The 16,214-nt window shown below is 66.8% G+C and carries 18 protein-coding genes; 7 read left to right on the top strand and 11 right to left on the bottom strand.

All coding sequences use genetic code 11. The annotated features are described in order from the left end of the window. The first annotated feature begins 77 nt into the window (after nucleotides 1–77). The gene (locus RCH15_RS03020) at nucleotides 78–758 is read left to right on the top strand and encodes a TetR/AcrR family transcriptional regulator (RefSeq protein WP_409017108.1); all 681 of its coding nucleotides are present in this window, start codon (nucleotides 78–80) and stop codon (nucleotides 756–758) included. Continuing rightward, nucleotides 755–2,389 (top strand): MDR family MFS transporter, encoded by a 1,635-nt coding sequence (locus tag RCH15_RS03015; protein WP_326957914.1) that lies wholly within the window; start codon nucleotides 755–757, stop codon nucleotides 2,387–2,389. The genes RCH15_RS03020 and RCH15_RS03015 overlap by 4 nt, the downstream gene beginning before the upstream one ends. Nucleotides 2,390–2,394: 5 nt before the next feature. Here the strand turns inward: RCH15_RS03015 and RCH15_RS03010 are convergent, their stop codons facing one another. Together RCH15_RS03010 and RCH15_RS03005 are read right to left on the bottom strand one after the other, a co-directional pair. Further along, the gene (locus RCH15_RS03010) at nucleotides 2,395–2,865 is read right to left on the bottom strand and encodes an NUDIX hydrolase (protein WP_326957912.1); all 471 of its coding nucleotides are present in this window, start codon (nucleotides 2,863–2,865) and stop codon (nucleotides 2,395–2,397) included. A 38-nt stretch (nucleotides 2,866–2,903) separates the two neighbouring features. Further along, the gene (locus RCH15_RS03005; protein ID WP_326957910.1) at nucleotides 2,904–3,467 is read right to left on the bottom strand and encodes an A24 family peptidase; all 564 of its coding nucleotides are present in this window, start codon (nucleotides 3,465–3,467) and stop codon (nucleotides 2,904–2,906) included. A gap of 57 nt (nucleotides 3,468–3,524) precedes the next feature. On the opposite strand from RCH15_RS03005, the gene RCH15_RS03000 reads away from it, so the two are divergent. Continuing rightward, on the top strand, nucleotides 3,525–4,346 hold the full coding sequence (locus RCH15_RS03000) for a hypothetical protein (RefSeq protein WP_326957908.1): 822 nt from the start codon (nucleotides 3,525–3,527) through the stop codon (nucleotides 4,344–4,346). A gap of 48 nt (nucleotides 4,347–4,394) precedes the next feature. Next, a complete protein-coding gene (locus RCH15_RS02995) occupies nucleotides 4,395–5,054 on the top strand; it encodes a GNAT family N-acetyltransferase (RefSeq protein ID WP_326957906.1) in 660 nt (219 codons plus the stop codon). A gap of 232 nt (nucleotides 5,055–5,286) precedes the next feature. Here RCH15_RS02995 and RCH15_RS02990 read toward each other — a convergent pair whose 3' ends face one another. Beyond that, a complete protein-coding gene (locus tag RCH15_RS02990; RefSeq protein ID WP_326957904.1) occupies nucleotides 5,287–6,735 on the bottom strand; it encodes a PhoH family protein in 1,449 nt (482 codons plus the stop codon). A 252-nt stretch (nucleotides 6,736–6,987) separates the two neighbouring features. After that, complete coding sequence (locus tag RCH15_RS02985) at nucleotides 6,988–7,749, bottom strand: isoprenyl transferase (protein WP_326958464.1); 762 nt, start codon at nucleotides 7,747–7,749, stop codon at nucleotides 6,988–6,990. A 154-nt stretch (nucleotides 7,750–7,903) separates the two neighbouring features. On the opposite strand from RCH15_RS02985, the gene trhA reads away from it, so the two are divergent. Further along, the gene (trhA, locus tag RCH15_RS02980; protein ID WP_326957902.1) at nucleotides 7,904–8,626 is read left to right on the top strand and encodes a PAQR family membrane homeostasis protein TrhA; all 723 of its coding nucleotides are present in this window, start codon (nucleotides 7,904–7,906) and stop codon (nucleotides 8,624–8,626) included. Between the two features lie 222 nt (nucleotides 8,627–8,848). On the opposite strand, the gene RCH15_RS02975 is transcribed toward trhA, so the two are convergent. The 3 genes from RCH15_RS02975 to mca all read right to left on the bottom strand — a co-directional run bounded on the left by RCH15_RS02975 (nucleotide 8,849) and on the right by mca (nucleotide 10,609). Further along, nucleotides 8,849–9,175, bottom strand: coding sequence for a hypothetical protein (locus RCH15_RS02975; protein ID WP_326957900.1), 327 nt, complete (start codon nucleotides 9,173–9,175; stop codon nucleotides 8,849–8,851). Nucleotides 9,176–9,235: 60 nt separating this feature from the next. Beyond that, on the bottom strand, nucleotides 9,236–9,595 hold the full coding sequence (locus RCH15_RS02970) for a hypothetical protein (protein ID WP_326957898.1): 360 nt from the start codon (nucleotides 9,593–9,595) through the stop codon (nucleotides 9,236–9,238). A 108-nt stretch (nucleotides 9,596–9,703) separates the two neighbouring features. After that, complete coding sequence (mca, locus tag RCH15_RS02965; protein ID WP_326957896.1) at nucleotides 9,704–10,609, bottom strand: mycothiol conjugate amidase Mca; 906 nt, start codon at nucleotides 10,607–10,609, stop codon at nucleotides 9,704–9,706. 128 nt (nucleotides 10,610–10,737) lie between these two features. On the opposite strand from mca, the gene RCH15_RS02960 reads away from it, so the two are divergent. Both RCH15_RS02960 and greA read left to right on the top strand, forming a co-directional pair. Then, nucleotides 10,738–11,196: a DUF4307 domain-containing protein gene (locus tag RCH15_RS02960; protein WP_326957894.1), complete on the top strand. Its 459-nt coding sequence runs from the start codon at nucleotides 10,738–10,740 to the stop codon at nucleotides 11,194–11,196. 185 nt (nucleotides 11,197–11,381) lie between these two features. Beyond that, the gene (gene greA, locus RCH15_RS02955; RefSeq protein WP_326957892.1) at nucleotides 11,382–11,876 is read left to right on the top strand and encodes a transcription elongation factor GreA; all 495 of its coding nucleotides are present in this window, start codon (nucleotides 11,382–11,384) and stop codon (nucleotides 11,874–11,876) included. Nucleotides 11,877–11,974: 98 nt separating this feature from the next. Here greA and RCH15_RS02950 read toward each other — a convergent pair whose 3' ends face one another. From RCH15_RS02950 to RCH15_RS02935, 4 genes are read right to left on the bottom strand one after another with little or no spacing between them, the layout of a single operon-like run. Next, on the bottom strand, nucleotides 11,975–12,598 hold the full coding sequence (locus RCH15_RS02950; RefSeq protein WP_326957890.1) for a rhomboid family intramembrane serine protease: 624 nt from the start codon (nucleotides 12,596–12,598) through the stop codon (nucleotides 11,975–11,977). Between the two features lie 10 nt (nucleotides 12,599–12,608). Continuing rightward, nucleotides 12,609–13,847: a threonine ammonia-lyase gene (gene ilvA / locus RCH15_RS02945; protein WP_326957888.1), complete on the bottom strand. Its 1,239-nt coding sequence runs from the start codon at nucleotides 13,845–13,847 to the stop codon at nucleotides 12,609–12,611. Nucleotides 13,848–13,884: 37 nt separating this feature from the next. Continuing rightward, nucleotides 13,885–15,102, bottom strand: coding sequence for an AI-2E family transporter (locus RCH15_RS02940; RefSeq protein ID WP_326957886.1), 1,218 nt, complete (start codon nucleotides 15,100–15,102; stop codon nucleotides 13,885–13,887). Nucleotides 15,103–15,159: 57 nt separating this feature from the next. Continuing rightward, nucleotides 15,160–16,164, bottom strand: a complete 1,005-nt coding sequence (locus tag RCH15_RS02935) for an aldose 1-epimerase family protein (protein ID WP_326957884.1) — start codon at nucleotides 16,162–16,164, stop codon at nucleotides 15,160–15,162. Nucleotides 16,165–16,214: the final 50 nt, after the last annotated feature.

The raw sequence follows: 16,214 nt of genomic DNA, 5'->3' as shown, positions 1-16,214 counted from the left end.
CCGGCCGGCGTCGTCCCCGGCTGCGGAACCACGCCGCCCCGATGCATAATTTGCACTCTCTTGCGCACAATGCAAATATGTACTTTGTGAATCATAGTGTAAATATCGAGGGCGGACTCCGCGAGCGCAAGCGCGCGGCGACCCGTGCGGCGATCACCGCCGCTGCCCGGTCCCTGACCGCAGAACATGGCCTGAACGGCTACACGGTGGAACAGGTCTGTGAACAGACCGGAATCTCCCGCCGGACGTTCTTCAACTACTTTCCGGCTAAAGAAGACGCCATCATCGGACACGTCGACGATGACCTTCCGGCCGCGGCGGCGGGCCGCTTCATCGCAGGCGGGGCCGGCTCTCCCCGTGGCGCGATCTCCCCCAGCCTGCTCTCTGACCTCGTGCAACTTTCCCTCGACCTGTCCGAACAGACGAAGGCCAGCGAGGCCGAAACCCGCCAGCTAATTGCTGTCATCGAGAAGGAACCCCAGCTGATGCTGCGGATCATCGGCGCCTCGGAGCAACGGGACGCTCAATTCGCGCAGATGCTGGCCGAGCGGGAACACGTTCCCAAAGACCATCCCGTAGTCCGCATGGCAGTGCTCCTCCTGGGTAGCATCGCGCGCAAAACGGGCGCCGCGTACTTCTCCGAGGACAACACCCGGCCCTACCGGGACATGCTGCTCGAAAACGTCGCGGCCGCCCGCACCCTCTTCTGCCAGCCGCTGGACACCACCCCGCCCGTCTCCACCGAAGGACTCCAATGAGCACCGCCGTCAGCACCCCGCCAGCAGCCGGACCGCTGCTGCTGACCCAGAAACGGATCTGGATCATCTTCTCCGCCCTGATCGCGGGCATGCTGCTCTCGAGCCTGGACCAGACGATCGTCTCCACCGCCATGCCCACCATCGTCGGCAAACTCGGCGGCGTGGAACACCAGGCCTGGATCACCACCGCCTACCTGCTGGCCACCACTATTGTGATGCCGATCTACGGCAAGTTCGGCGACATCCTGGGCCGGCGGAACCTGTTCCTGATAGCGATCGCCTTGTTTACGCTGGCCTCCCTTGGCTGCGCGTTCGCCACCGACTTCTGGGGCTTCGTGGTCTTCCGCGCCATCCAGGGACTGGGCGGCGGCGGGCTCATGATCCTCTCCCAGGCCATCATCGCCGACATCGTTCCGGCCAAGGACCGCGGCAAGTACATGGGCCCGCTCGGTGCCATCTTCGGCCTGTCCGCCGTCGCCGGACCGCTCCTGGGCGGCTACTTCGTGGACCACCTGACGTGGGAATGGGCGTTCTACATCAACATCCCCATTGGCATCGCGGCGTTCGCCATCGCGTGGTTCACTCTGACCCTGCCCAACAAGAAGGCCGGGAAACGGATCGACATCCTGGGTGTGCTCCTGCTGTCCGCGGCCACCACCTGCCTGATCTTCTTTACCGACTTCGGCGGTAAGAAGGACGAAGGCTGGGACTCGCCTCTGACCTGGGCCTTCGGCGCCGGCATGGTCCTGGCCGCCGTCGCTTTCGTCCTCGTGGAGCGGCGTGCCGAGGACCCCATCATCCCGCTGGGCCTGTTCAGGAACCGGATCTTCGTAAACTCCACGGCGATCGGCTTCACCCTGGGACTGGGCATGTTCGCCGCCATCGCCTTCATCCCCACGTTCCTGCAGATGTCCTCCGGGACCTCCGCAGCCGAATCCGGCCTCCTGATGCTGCCCATGATGGTGGGGCTGATGGGCATGGCCATTTTCTCGGGGATCCGGATCTCCAAGACCGGCAAGTACAAGATGTTCCCGATCCTCGGGGCCGCCCTCACCATCGCAGCAATGCTGTGGCTGACCACCCTCACTGCCGCCACCCCCATCTGGATCATCTGCGTCCAGCTCTTCATCTTCGGCGCGGGCCTGGGCTCGATCATGCAAGTGATCGTGCTGGTGGTGCAGAACTCCGTCCCCGCCGAGCAGATCGGCACCGCGACGAGCACCAACAACTATTTCCGGGAAGTGGGCGCCTCCCTCGGTGTAGCGGTCTTCGGTTCGATCTTCACTGCCCGGCTTTCCGATTCCCTGGCGCAGGCGTTCACCGGTGCGGGAGCCTCGGCGGAACAGGCCTCGCAGTCCACCCGCACTCTGGATCCGCAGGCACTCAGCCAGCTTCCGGCCCAGCTCAAGGACGCGATCGTCAACGCCTACGCCGACTCGCTGGCGCCGGTGTTCTGGTATCTGCTGCCGTTCCTCGCGGTGGCCCTGGTGCTCGCGCTGACCTTGCGGCAGATCCCCCTCTCGGACACCGCCGGCATGGTGGCCCGCGGCGAGGCTGTCGGCGGAGAAGAGGCAGAACGCCTCGAGGCCGAACGGCACGCCGGCCCGGTGACTCCCGCCGGCGTGCGGTAGGGCCCTCAGGGCTGGAAGTGGGCCGCCCCGTCCGCCTGCCCCGCACGGTCAATGCTCTCCAGGTGCCCAGGCATCAGCTCGGGGAACTCCTGCGGCAGGAACCAGCCCACGGCCAGGGATTCGTCGTCGTTGACCCTCGCCTCCCCGGCGACATAGCGGCACCGGAAGTCCAGCGTCAGGAAGTGGCAGACGTCGCCGTTGGGATAAACGGTGGGCCCGACGGCGTCGACTGAGACCAGCCGTTCGGCCACAGCGACGACGCCGGTCTCCTCCAGGACCTCCCGGAGCAGACCCGCTGCCGGTTCTTCGCCTGGCTCCAGAATCCCGGTGATCAGTCCCCACCGGCCGTTATCGGCCCGCTGGCCAAGCAGGACCCGGCCGGCGTCGTCGAACACGACAGCCCGGACTCCGGGAATCCAGAGCGTCCCATGGCCGATGCTGGCGCGAAGGTTGAGGATGAAGTCGGGGGTTGCCATGCCGCCAGCCTAGTCACATCGGCCCGGGGTCTTCCGATTCATGCCGCGGGGAGAAAGACCATGGCGACTGCCGCGCCGGCCAGCATGAACGGACCGAAGGGGATACTCGACTTCAGGGTGCCGCGCCGCGAAACCAGCAGGGCCAGACTCCACAGCCCGCCAAACAGGAATGCGGCCAGGGTGCCCGCCAGCACGTGCGGCCAGCCGAGGAACCCCAGATACATTCCCAGCACGCCCGCCAGCTTGACGTCGCCGAACCCCATCCCCGGCGGATACAAGGCGCGCAACAGGAAGTAGAAGAGCCACAACGCCGCTCCCCCGGCCACCACACGGAGCCCGGGTACTCCGAAGAGGCCCGCACCGGCGTCGGGCACGGCGGCCATGGCCGGCGCACCGGAGGCCGCGGAGAGCACCGCGGCGCCCAGCAGGAGCACCCCGGCAACGGCGTACGCCGGAAAAACGATCCTGTTCGGCAGCAGATGGTGCCGAACATCGATGAGCGTGAGGCGCACGGCTGTGACGGCAAGGTAGGCGCACGCCAGCAGCACCAGCCAGAAGGCCAGCGGCGTCGCCCCATCCAGTTCATCGAGCCGTTGTATCACCCTCGGATGCTACGGGAGTTTCCGGCTGCCGGGGCAGTGCCCGCGTAAGCTGTGGATATGGCCGCTTGGGACTACGTGAACGCGCGCGGGGCGCGCACCCCCGGAGATTCCGCGGAGGAGGCGGCCGCCTTCCGGAACCTCTGCCGCTCATCACCGTGGAAATGGCAGTCGCTGCGCTTTGAGTACCTGGACCGGCCCCTCGCCGGCGCCGATGTTGCGGACGCTGCCTCATCACCGGATCTGGTCCGTGCATGGCTCCGCCGCCCCGGGGCCCTGAGGTTGGAATCAGCGGACGGCCTGGTCCTGCACAGCACCACGGGCATCAACGACTCCCGCGATGTGTTCTACGTCCGCTCCACTCGAAAGACCTGGCTGTTGCCGCCCCACCTCGTCACCCCGGTCTACGATGACCGTGGCCTGGTCCGGCGCCGCCCGGAGGCCGCCTACGGTGAACCCGGCTTCGGCAACGGCCGGTTCGCGGCGGCGCTGGACCCGGTGGAACTGGCCGGCAATGCCCCTGTGCCGCTGGAATTTCCTCGTTCGAATGCCGTGGAACTGGACACCATCACCGAGGTGATGCACGAAGGCCGGCCTGCCCTCGAAACCACTGTGACGCCGAATCCCGGCTACCGTCCGACCGACCCGGGAGCGCCGCTGTGCCGGCCGGGCCGGACGCTGGTCAGGATCGACGCCGGCACCGGCGTATGCGTCGCGAGCCGCTGGTTGGATGGCGGGCCGGACGAGGACCAACCCGGCTACGGGCACTGGCTTCGGATCCTGGCGGTGGAGGAATACATGCTCGATGACTTGTTCCTCGCCGAGTCCATGAATCTGACGGACGTCCGCGGGCACATCAGCTGGGAGCTTCCGGCGGGCTGACGGCGCGGGGAACTGGCCGGGCACCGGCTGCCCGGTTAGGCTTCCCGGATGACTGAACTCGCCCGCTACTGGCCGCCCTTCGGCCTCACCTTGACCACGCCCCGCCTTGAGTTGCGTCCCATCCGCGACGAGGAAATCCCGGCGGCGGCAGACGCGGCGCTGAGCGGCATCCACGAACCGGGCCGCAGCCCCTTCAGCCGGCCCTGGGCCGAGGCCCCGCCGGAGGAGCTCCGCCGCAACATGGCGCAATGGTACTGGCAGTGCCGCGCCTCCACGTCGCCCCCGGAATGGACCCTGCTCCTGGGTATCTGGCACGAGGGCGAATTCCTCGGCTGCCAGGACATCGAGGCCAAGAACTTCGCCACCCTTAAGACGGTCAGCACCGGTTCCTGGCTGAAACAAAGCGCGCATGGCCGCGGCTTCGGCAAGGAGATGCGGGCCGCCGTTGCCCTCTACGCCTTCGACTGGCTCGGCGCCGACGTCGCCGAGTCCGAGGCCGCCGTCTGGAACCAGCAGTCCCTCGGCGTTTCCCGTTCCCTCGGTTACGAACTCAACGGCATCACCCGCGTGTCCTGGGGCGGCCAGCGACAGGAAGCCCAAAGAGTCCGCCTCACCCCCGCCACCTTCATCCGCCCCGACTGGCACCTCCAAGTGCACGGCCACGAGGCCACGGCCGAATACCTGGCAATCCCGCTGCGGGAAAGGTGACAATCACGCACAGGGCTACCGCAGCGTAGGCAGACCGCAAGCATGGCGGCGATGTCCCGCCGAGGAGCGCATCGCCGACCAAAGCGAAGCGGAGGTCGCCGGGCGACCCCAGCGCAGCGGCGGGAGGTGTCTATTGCACAACGGCGGGGCACCGCCTCCGCGCGAGAGGTGACCCTCCGGCCGCACCGGGCCCTGGCCCGGCGAAACGGACCGCGGCCCCGGCTGAAGGCGCTTAGATCTCAGCCCCCTCGAGTAAATCCGTCACGAGGGCAGCGATCGGCGATCGCTCGGAGCGGGTGAGGGTGACGTGGCCGAAGAGCGGATGCCCCTTGAGCGTCTCGACGACGGCGGCGACGCCGTCGTGCCGGCCCACCAGCAGGTTGTCACGCTGCGCGACGTCGTGGGTCAGGACAATCTTGGAATTCTGCCCGATCCGGCTCATGACCGTCAGCAGGACGTTCTTTTCCAGCGACTGCGCCTCATCCACGATCACGAAGGCGTCGTTCAGTGACCGGCCGCGGATGTGGGTCAGCGGCATCACCTCAAGCATGCCGCGGTCCATCACCTCCTCCACCACTTCCGGGCTGACCAGTGCCCCGAGGGTGTCGAAAACAGCCTGCGCCCACGGGTTCATTTTTTCCGCCTCCGACCCGGGCAGGTAGCCAAGCTCCTGTCCGCCCACCGCGTAGAGCGGCCGGAAGACAATCACCTTGCGGTGTTCCCGGCGCTCCAGGACGGCTTCAAGGCCCGCGCAGAGGGCAAGTGCGGACTTTCCCGTGCCGGCGCGGCCGCCGAGGGACACGATACCGACCGAAGGATCCATGAGCAGGTCGAGCGCGAGCCGCTGTTCGGCCGAGCGTCCGTGCAACCCGAACACTTCACGGTCGCCCTTGACCAGCCGGACCTGCTTGTCGGCGCCCACCCGGCCGAGCGCAGAGCCCCGCTGGGAGTGGATGACCAGGCCGGTATTCGTCGGCATCTCGGCCGCTTCCGGGATGAAGACCGGCTCGTGGCCGTAGAGCGTGGAGATGTCCTCCTCGCCGGCGTCGATTTCCGCGACGCCGGTCCACCCGGAGTCCTTGACGAGTTCGTTGCGGTACTCGTCCGCTTGCAGACCCATGGCTGAAGCCTTGACGCGCATCGGGAGGTCCTTGGACACCACCGTGACGTCCCGGCCTTCGTTGGCGAGGTTCTTGGCGACGGCGAGGATCCGGCTGTCGTTGTCCCCGCCGCGGAAGCCGGCGGGGAGCACCTCGGCGGAGATGTGGTTGAGCTCCACCATGAGGGTGCCGCCGTCGTGCCCCAGCGGGATGGGGCGGTCGAGTCCGCCGTGTTCCACCCGCAGGTCATCGAGGAGCCGCAGCGCCTTGCGGGCGAAATAGCCGAGCTCGGGATCGTGGCGCTTGCCTTCGAGTTCGCTGATGACGACGATCGGCAGGATCACCTCATGCTCCGCGAAGCGCAGCAGGGCCAGCGGGTCCGAGAGCAGCACCGAGGTATCGATCACGAAGCTCCGGGCAGGTTCCCCAGCTTCCCCAAGTGCTGTCCCTTCCCCGGAAACAGCAAGACCGGCTCCGGCGGAATTCTCCGCGGTACAGGCCTGGGGGGTGGCTCGCCGGGCGCGAGAGGCGTTCTGATCCTCGTGGGTGAGAACGCCGGGCAGTTGTTCAGAAGTAGCCACATCAACTCCAGCCCCGGGGCGCGTGCCCGGATTTGTTAGTGGTGAGGCGGCTCGGCCGAGAGGCCGGACGCGGCCTCCCCTACACCCGGTGCGGACATCCGCTCCATGTATCGGCCTCCCCGATCAGCGGGCAGTTTGCCTGCTGATGGGATCAACCTACGCCCACCGTGGAGTGTTTGGCGCCAATTCTCCGGCGATTCCCGTTCCCGCCGGATGAACACTCGATGGACGCGCCCGGAACCGCAGGATACGTCAGGAACCGAAGCGGCGCTGCCGGCCCGCGTAGTCGCGCAGGGCCCGAAGAAAATCCACTTTCCGGAACGCGGGCCACAGGGCCTCGCAGAAATAAAATTCGCTGTACGCGCTTTGCCACATCAGGAAACCAGAGAGCCGCTGCTCCCCGGAGGTACGGATCACCAGGTCCGGATCGGGCTGCCCGCGGGTGTAGAGAAAACGGGAGATGTCATCAACGGACAGTTCATCGGCGAGTTTCCCGATGTCCGCTCCCCGTCCGACGGCGTCGTGCAGCAGTTCGCGGACAGCGTCCACGATTTCCCGTCGGCCGCCGTAGCCGACCGCAACATTGACGTGGAGCTTCTCGCGGGCGGGGGTGCGGGCGGTGAGCCGGTTGAGCCGGGCGGCAAGGTAGTCAGGCAGCAGTTCCGGCGCGCCCATGGCATGGACTGAAATCTCGGCGTCTTCGTCCAGCCGGTCCAGCGTGTTGGCGATGATCCCCATGAGCAGGTCAAGTTCTTCGCCCGAGCGGTTCATGTTGTCCGTCGAGAGCATGTAGAGCGTGACCACTTTGACGCCCAGTTCCTGGCACCAGCCGAGGAACTCGTGGATCTTGTCAGCCCCGGCCTGGTGGCCCTGGCTGGTCGGGGCGTTGAACTGCCGGGCCCAGCGCCGGTTGCCGTCCACCATGACGCCGATGTGCCGTGGGATGCGCTCGGGGTCCATCGAGCGCTGGAGTTTGCGCTCGTAGAAGCCATAGAGGAACCCGGGCATTTCCATCCGCAGATTCACCTGGCTTCCTTGAAGTACGACCGTTGTGCACATCCTAGGCTACCCGCCGGAGTGCGGGCTGTGGCGCACGTGGAGTTCCGGTTCGTCCCCCACCTCGGGCTACTCGCCGGTAACTTACCGGGCCGTAGTTTATTATTGCGGCATGGAAAGCAACACCCCTGAGCCTGGGCCGGAGCCCCACGCGGACCGTGGAACAGGCCCCCTTGACGATGCCGCGGTCCGGCTGGCCGAACTCCTGATGGTCAAGCCCAAGTGGCGCGGCTGGATCCACACCGTCACGGCTCCGCTCGCGCTGGCCGCGGGCCTGGTCCTGGTTATTCTGGCCCCGACGCCGGATCTGACGGTTGCCTGTGCTGTCTACGCCTTCACCGGGGTACTGCTGTTCGGCGTCAGCGCCGTCTACCACCGCGGGAACTGGTCCCCGCGGGTCAAGATCGTCCTGAAACGCCTGGACCACACGAACATCATGTTGGTGATCGCCGGCAGTTACACGCCGCTGGCGTGGGCTCTGTTGGACCGGCCCAAGGCAGAGCTCCTGCTGTGGGTGATCTGGACCGGAGCCATCTTGGGGGTGCTGTTCCGGCTGCTGTGGACGGACGCGCCGCGCTGGCTGTACGTGCCGATCTACATCGCGCTGGGCTGCGGGGCACTGTTCTATCTGCCCGATTTCTTCGCCGCCAACGTGGCCTCCGCCGTTCTCATCTGCGTCGGCGGCGCTCTCTACATCACCGGCGCGGTCTTTTACGCACTGAAGAAACCGAACTTCAGCTATGAGCACTTCGGGTTCCACGAACTCTTCCATGCCCTCACGGTCTTCGCCTTCGCTGCGCACTATCTCGCGATTGCCATCGCCGTCCTCGGCTGATTGCCGGGCCCAGCCCCGCGATGCCGGGGGACCGCTGCTCCGCCAGGGCCGGCCGCTACCCTGCCTGCCCGCCCCCTGCCTCCGGGCGTGCCTGCTCCCCTGCTCCCTGCTCCCGGATTCTCCCCACCTTTGAGGCAAAATTGCCGCGATTCACCGGCTCTTCTGCCCGACACACCGGGCGCAGGCGGCAAAGGTGGGGCATTCGGCGTCAAAGGCCGCGTGTCAGGGCCGTCCGGACGCAATGAGCTCGGGCAAGTCCCGCAGGTCGGAGAACACTGTGATTCCGGGGCCGGCCAAACGTTCCGCCGGTGTTACACCTCCGGCATACGCGAAGGCGTGCATTCCGGCCGACCGGGCGGCCTGCGCCTCTAGTGCGGCGGTGAAGTCGGCTTCGCTCCTGCCGACGAAACGATCCACGATCTCCTCCAGCTTCAGCTCCCAGCCGAGGTCGGCGAGGACCCGCTGGTCCACCCGGACGGCGATCACCTCAGAGTCGACCAGGAGGCCGTCGCAGTCGAAAACCACAAGTTCGAAGGAGTGCCCAGTCATGGGCCTATCGTGACCAGGCACTTCCCTCCAGGCGCCCGGCCGCACCCGGGCGTGCTGCCGTCAGCGACCAGCGGACCCCGGACCTCCGTCGGCGTCCGGGCGGGGGCCCGGCCGGCCGGCGGAATCCGGTGCCGGCCCACGTTCCGGAGCGGACTTCGTGGCGGCAGGGTCCGCGGCGGTGTTCTCGAACTCATTCCCGGCGGCGGCCATGCGCTCCTCCTCCACCTGGGCGCGGTACCGGACCCGGCGGACGCGGCGGACCATGTCCACAATCAAAAGGGCCGTAAGCACCACGATGAAGGCGGTCAGGAGGAAGCCCAGCAACCCGGGCGTCACCTGGTCCTGGGTCAGCCCCTCGCGCAGCGACGGCGAGGGTGCGGGAGCCGGGGAGGTGGCCAGGGCGATGAGCAAGGAGTGCACGGTAAGGACCTTCTGTGGGGCTGGCGGCGGCCCGGGAGGACGAACCGCGGGCTGCGTGGGAAGTGTTTCCACAACGTCTTCTACGCGTCATAGAAATGGCCTGTGCAACTATCTTAGCCCGGCGAAGAAGTCCTTCTCCGGCTGTTCCGCGGAGACCCGCGACTGGATCAGGGAGTAGTCCTCCCACGGCCAGACGCGGCGCTGCATGGCCGGCGAGACGGCGAAGAAGAATCCCTCCGGGTCCACCTGGGTGCGGTGGGCGCGCAGTGCGTCATCGCGCGCTTCGAAGTAATCCCCGCACTCGATCTGGGTGGTCGTGGCGTGCGTCGGCGCAGGCGGGGTGTGGCCTTCGGCGTCCGCTTCCAGCCAGGCGGCCAGACGTTCGGCGTACGGCGACTGCAGTCCGGCATTCTCCAGCGCAAAATGCAGGGCGCGGAAACGCTCAGGACTGAAGGCGCGATCGTAGTAGAGCTTGCTGGGCGCCCAGGCCTCCCCGGTTCCCGGATACCGGGCAGGGTCCCCCGCGGCCTCGAAGGCCTCCACGGCAACGCGGTGCGCCATGATGTGGTCCGGGTGCGGGTAACCGCCGTTTTCGTCGTAGCTCAGGATGACCTGCGGCTTGAAACGGCGGACCAGCCGGACCAGCGGAGCGGCCGCCCGTTCCAGCGGCAGTGTCGCGAAGGATCCCGCCGGCAGGGGCGGCAGCGGATCGCCCTCCGGCAACCCGGAATCAACGAAGCCCAGCCAGCGCTGCCGGACACCCAGGACCGAGGCAGCGTGTTCCATCTCCAGCCGGCGCGCTCCGGCCATGTCGCGCCTGGGGTGCGGCACGCCCTCCATCGCAGGGTTCTGGATGTCTCCGCGCGAGCCGTCCGTGCAGGTGGCCACCAGGACGTCGACGCCGGCCGCGGCATACATGGCCATCGTGGCAGCGCCCTTGCTGGATTCGTCGTCGGGATGAGCATGGACAGCCAACAGCCGAAGCGGCGCTGACGGGCTGGTGGACGCTGTCATCGTGGGACGGTTCCTCTTTCGTTACAGGTTTCATCGACGGGTTTGATCTACAGACACGGAAGTAGCGGTGCAACCGCCGGATGGAGGACGCGGCGAAGACCCGCTCCAATCCACACTAAACTGGACTGGTGACTTCCAAGGATCAGCCTGCCGCGCCCGCGCCGGCATCTCCCAGCCTAGCCAATCGTTACGGCGGTCAAAAGCGGACGCTCAGCGGCAGGGCCAAGCGCATCGTCCTGGTCCTTGCCATTGCGGCCGGGATAGCCTTCATGGCCTGGATCTCAACGTCCAATGCGACGGAAAGCGTCACCTTCAAGGACATCGGCTACAGCACGCCTGACGCCACCCTCGTGGAGGTCGATTTCCAGGTCACCAAGGAACCGGCCACGGCTGCCACATGTTCGGTGAAGGCAATGGACGCCAAGTTCGCCGTCGTCGGCTGGAAAGTCGTGGACATCGCTCCCAATGCCGCGGACGCCGGCACCGACGGCGGACGCACCACGGCCCACCGGGCGACGCTGCGCACCGAGTCCCAGGCCGTCTCCGGCGTCGTCGACAGTTGCTGGATCCCCGACGCAAAGAGATAGCCGCCCGGCCTGCAGCCGGATGGAACCGGTGCAACACTATGTGATGCACGCCGCAGCCATCTTTGGTATATCCACGGGATTGACTACAATGGATCAATACCTTTGCCCCGCTGAGCTGGTTACTGAGTTCCAAAAGTGGCCACCGTGGCGGGGTCTTTGCTTGTTTGACCATAAAGGAGAAGTCCGTGTCTACCACCAACAGCGCAACTGCAGCTTGGCTTACCCAGGAAGCTTTTGACCGCCTGAAGGCAGAGCTGGACCACCTCTCCGGCCCCGGCCGGGCAGAAATTGTCCAGAAGATCGAGGCCGCGCGCCAGGAAGGCGACCTCAAGGAAAACGGCGGCTACCACGCGGCCAAAGAGGAGCAGGGCAAGATTGAAGCCCGCATCCGCCAGCTGACCGCATTGCTCCGGGACGCCCACGTGGGCGAATCCCCGGCCGATGACGGAATCGTCGAGCCCGGCATGATCGTCGTTGCCAAGATCGCCGGCGACGAGGAAACCTTCCTCCTCGGCTCACGGGAAATCGCCGGCGACTCGGATCTGGACGTCTTCAGCGAAAAGTCGCCCCTGGGCGCGGCCATCGTCGGCCACAAGGAGGGCGACAAGCTCAGCTACACCGCCCCGAACGGCAAGGACATCCCGGTGGAGATCATCTCCGCCAAGCCTTACGTCGGCTGACCACTGGGCCCACGCCTGTCCACCGGAAAGTCCCCGCCACGGCGGGGACTTTCTGCGTTATCCGGCCCTTCGTGCCTCCGGTCATTTGGTGCCCGCGGCTATTGCCGCCGGAGCCGGGCTCCCGTCCGGGGCACGCTGAGGAGCAGCGCGGCGAGCACTCCGCCGAGGGCGCCGCCGAGGTGGGCCTGCCACGACACGTAGCCCACCAGCGTGGGCAGCACGCCGAAAAGTATCCCGCCGTAGCTCAGGAACAGCACCACGGACAGCAGAATCTGCCACCAGCTGCGGTTAACAAAGCCCCGGACCAGCAGGAACGCGAAAAGGCCGAAGACCAGGCCGGACGACCCGACGGTGACGTTGAACCCGCCAATGAGCCATACCACCACTCCGGAGGCCAGCCAGCTCAGCGCCAGGGTGGTCAGGAACACCCGGACCCCGGAGAGCAGCACCAGGAACCCGAAGATAATCAGCGGCAGCGTGTTGGAGAGCAGGTGCCCCAGGTTGGCATGCAGCAGCGGGAACGTCAGGATGTCCAGGATCCCGTCCAGGCGGCGGGGGCGCAGTCCGAAGACGCCGTTCAAGGAATGGAGCAGGAGGGCGTTGATGAACTCAATGACGTACAGGACCAGCACAAACCCGCCGACCAGCAGCAGACCCGTGCGTGCCCGCCGTGCGGGAGTGTCGCCGGCCCGGGGGTCGCCGTTGGGAAGTGATTCCAGCATCGCCGGCGCCCTAGTGCACCACGATCGGCTGGAAGCCCTCGGCCCGAAGCGCCGCGAGGACCTGCTCGCAGTGTTCGTGGCCCTTGGTCTCCAGGTTAACGGTGATGGACACATCGCCCATGCTGATCGAACCGCCCACGCGGGTGTGGTCCAGGCCAGTGACGTTGGCGTCGTTCTCGGCGATGATCCGGGCGATGGTGGCCAGCGATCCGGGGCGGTCATCCAGCATCATGCGCACTGTCATGTACCGGCCCGCGGCGGAGAGACCGCGCTGGATGACTTTCAGCATCAGCATCGGGTCGATGTTGCCGCCGGAGAGCACCACGGCCACAGTTCCGGGGTTCTCGATCTTGCCTTCCATGAGTGCCGCGACGCCCACGGCCCCGGCTGGTTCGACCACCATCTTGGCCCGTTCCAGCAGGAAGATCAGAGCCCTTGCCAGAGCGTCCTCGCTGACGGTGACGACGTCGTCGACGAGTTCCCGGATGATGCTGAACGGCAACTGGCCGGGCCGGCCGACGGCGATGCCGTCGGCCATGGTGGAGACGCGTTTGAGCGGCACCAGGGCATCCGCGGCGAGCGAGGGCGGGTAGGCGGCCGCGTTTTCGGCCTGGACGCCGATGATACGGATCTCCCGGCCCAGCTCCTTGGCCCGGGCCTTCACGGCGACGGCCACGCCGGCCAGCAGTCCGCCGCCGCCGACGCCCATCAGGATGGTGTCCACATACGGGATCTGTTCCAGGATTTCCAGTCCTACGGTGCCCTGCCCGGCGACGACGTCGACGTCGTCAAAGGGGTGGACGAAGACGGCGCCGGTCTCGTCGGCGTAGCGCTTCGCCTCGGCGAGGGCCTCGTCAACGTTGTGGCCGTGCAGGACCACTTCGGCCCCGTGGCTGCGGGTCGCGGCAAGTTTGGGCAGGGCGACGCCGAGCGGCATGTAGATGCGGGCCTTGATGCCCAGGCTTTTGGCCGCAACGGCCACTCCCTGGGCGTGATTGCCGGCTGACGCCGCCACCACACCGCGCTGTTTCTCGGCCGGGGAAAGCTTGGCCATCCGGACATAGGCGCCTCGGACTTTGAAGGAGCCGGCCCGCTGCAGGTTCTCGCACTTGAGGACCACCTCGCCGCCCACCATGCTGCCCAGGGCGCGGGAGGATTCAACCGGCGTCCGCGTAATGATCCCGTCGAGCAGCTTCTGCGCCTCCAGGACATCGTCCAGCGTGACAGGCAGGCTCTCAAGGGTGTTCACGAACTAGTCTCCTTCTACGGCTCAGGCGTTGTCAGGCTCAGGCGTTGTCAGGCTCAGGCTTCGTTCCTGGGATCGTAGCTGGAGCCGGCGCACTTTCATGTTCCCACGTTCTCCCGGCAATGTAGCGAATCGACGAGTTTGCTACGGCGAGGATGGGAACGGAGAACAGGGCGCCGGGGATGCCGGCGAGGTAGGAACCGGCGGCGACAGCCAGAATGACGGACACGGGATGCAGCGAGACGGCCTTGCCCATGACCAGCGGCTGGAGGATGTGGCTCTCCAGCTGCTGGACCAGCAAAACGATGCCCAACATGATCAGGGCGTTGACCCACCCGTTGGCGACGAGGGCCAGCAGCACCGCGACGGAGCCGGTCACGAGGGCGCCGACAATCGGGATGAAGGAGCCCAGGAACACCAGAACACCCAGCGGCAGCGCGAGGGGTACGCCAATGATGGCCGCGCCGACGCCGATTCCGACCGCGTCCACGAACGCTACGAACATCTGGATCCGGGCGTAGCTCACCATCGAGGACCAGCCCACCCGACCGGCGCCGTCCGTTGCGGCGCGGGCCTTCCGTGGCAGCAGCCGCACGAGGAACGCCCAGATGCGGTCCCCTTCCAGCAGGAAGAAAATGAGGATGAACAGCGCCAGGACCAGTCCCGCGGCGAAATGCCCCGCGGTGCTGCCAAAGGAAAGCGCTCCGCTGAGGATACTGCTGCTGTTGTTCTGCAGCGCGTCGGTGGCGTCTTTGAGGTACTGGTCGATTTGGGCTGCGGTCAGGTGCAGGGGACCGTCGGCAAGCCAGGTCTGGATCTTCTGGATGCCTGTCAGCGCCTGGCTCCAGAGCTCGGAGAAGCCGGAAACGAGCTGCCGTCCCACGAGGGCAAGGGCCCCGCCGATCAGGCCGATAAAGCCCAGGATGGTGATGGCGACGGCCAGCCCGTTGGGGACACGGTTCCGCCGCAAGGACCTTTTCACCGGTGCCAGCAGACCGGCCAGCAGGGCAGCCACCATCACCGGGATCAGGAGGAAGCTGACTCTGCTAAGCAGCCATACCAGGGCGCCCGCCACGAGGATGATGAGTCCGAGGCGCCAGGACCAGGATGCGGCGATCCGCACGCCGTAGGGGATGTCCTGGTCGATTTCCCGGTCGGTGACCGGGCGCGCCGGTGCAGGGACTGCGTTGGCCGGTGCAGTAGCGGGTATGGCGGCGGGCGGGGGGTTCCGCGGGGCGGCGTCGTCAGCAGGCGTCATAGCCCCATGATTCCCCAGCCCGGCCCGGATGTGAAACCCCGCCCTGCCCGCTCACCGCTAAAGGGTGGCGCTGATACCCCAGGTCATGGCGAACCGCTCCCCCGGGGCCAGCCAGCGGAGACCATCACCGCTGTTGAAGGCGTTGGCCGGACCCGTCATCGGTTCGATCGCCACCGCCTTGGTCCGGCCAGGAAACTCGGTAGTGACAAAAACGTGGGTGTAAGCACAGTTCGTGTCCTGCCAGAGGCTCACACTGCGGCCGTCCGGCGCGGCCAGCGTGTGGCGGGCAACGCCGTCGTCGAACTCCAGATCGGTGTACGCGGAATCGAGATCCAGGGCGCCCACGGGCTTCCCGGCGCGGAGGTCGAAAGTGCCGTCGACCGCTTCCGCCGAGCGCGGAATCAAACGCTCGTCCGTGACCAGTCGTGTGGCGGCACGGACGGTGATGGTCAGCTCCTCGCTGGGCACGTCCCCCAGCCGGAGGTAGGGGTGGGCGCCCAGGACGAAGGGCGCGGGTTGCTCTGCGTCGTTGGTCAGCTGCTGCCGGACCACGAGGCCCAGGTCCTCGGCCAGTTCGTACTGCACCCGATGGCGCAGCAGGAACGGATAGCCGTGCTGGGGGAACACGGCAGCTTCGAGGGTGACGGAAAATTCGGCTTCGTCGACGAGCTCGTAGGCGGCGTTGCGCAGCAGCCCGTGGCTGGCGTTGTTGCGGGACACTTCCGTGATGTCCAGCTGCTGTCTCTTGCCGTTGAGGTACCAGACGCCGTCTTCCACCCGGTTCGCCCAGGGCGCCAGCGTGATGCCGGACGCGCCGGGCGAAATTTCCCCGTCCCCGTAACTTTCCGTCAACTGCATCCCGCCACGGCTGTAGAGCCGCAGCCCGGCCGCCAGTTCGGTGACGACGGCGAGCGCATCACCGCGGCGCAGTTCGTACTGACGGCCGGAAGCATAACGCCGGGCCGATGTCTCCGGGCCGGGGCCGTCGGTGCCGTCGAACTGGGGCGAGTCGGTGCCGTCGGGCTGGGGCGAGTCGGAGGGGGCAGGAGGCAGCAGGTTCATGGTCACCACCGTACCCAGCCGCACGATGCGCCGTATACCGTGGGGCCAAT

Source organism: Arthrobacter sp. MP_M4 (genome assembly GCF_035984855.1).
Taxonomy (GTDB): domain Bacteria; phylum Actinomycetota; class Actinomycetes; order Actinomycetales; family Micrococcaceae; genus Arthrobacter.
The sequence above is the reverse complement of the archived record's forward strand: the minus strand, read 5'-3'. Positions and strand labels throughout refer to the sequence as shown.

Coding starts and splice junctions, on each gene's coding strand:
- RCH15_RS02940 (WP_326957886.1), bottom strand. CDS start 15,102: ATGACGCCTGCTGACGACGCCGCCCCGCGGAACCCCCCGCCCGCCGCC.
- RCH15_RS02975 (WP_326957900.1), bottom strand. CDS start 9,175: ATGACTGGGCACTCCTTCGAACTTGTGGTTTTCGACTGCGACGGCCTC.
- RCH15_RS03000 (WP_326957908.1), top strand. CDS start 3,525: ATGGCCGCTTGGGACTACGTGAACGCGCGCGGGGCGCGCACCCCCGGA.
- mca (WP_326957896.1), bottom strand. CDS start 10,609: ATGACAGCGTCCACCAGCCCGTCAGCGCCGCTTCGGCTGTTGGCTGTC.
- RCH15_RS02935 (WP_326957884.1), bottom strand. CDS start 16,164: ATGAACCTGCTGCCTCCTGCCCCCTCCGACTCGCCCCAGCCCGACGGC.
- trhA (WP_326957902.1), top strand. CDS start 7,904: ATGGAAAGCAACACCCCTGAGCCTGGGCCGGAGCCCCACGCGGACCGT.
- RCH15_RS03015 (WP_326957914.1), top strand. CDS start 755: ATGAGCACCGCCGTCAGCACCCCGCCAGCAGCCGGACCGCTGCTGCTG.
- RCH15_RS03010 (WP_326957912.1), bottom strand. CDS start 2,865: ATGGCAACCCCCGACTTCATCCTCAACCTTCGCGCCAGCATCGGCCAT.
- RCH15_RS02995 (WP_326957906.1), top strand. CDS start 4,395: ATGACTGAACTCGCCCGCTACTGGCCGCCCTTCGGCCTCACCTTGACC.
- RCH15_RS02985 (WP_326958464.1), bottom strand. CDS start 7,749: ATGGAAATGCCCGGGTTCCTCTATGGCTTCTACGAGCGCAAACTCCAG.
- RCH15_RS02950 (WP_326957890.1), bottom strand. CDS start 12,598: ATGCTGGAATCACTTCCCAACGGCGACCCCCGGGCCGGCGACACTCCC.
- RCH15_RS03020 (WP_409017108.1), top strand. CDS start 78: ATGTACTTTGTGAATCATAGTGTAAATATCGAGGGCGGACTCCGCGAG.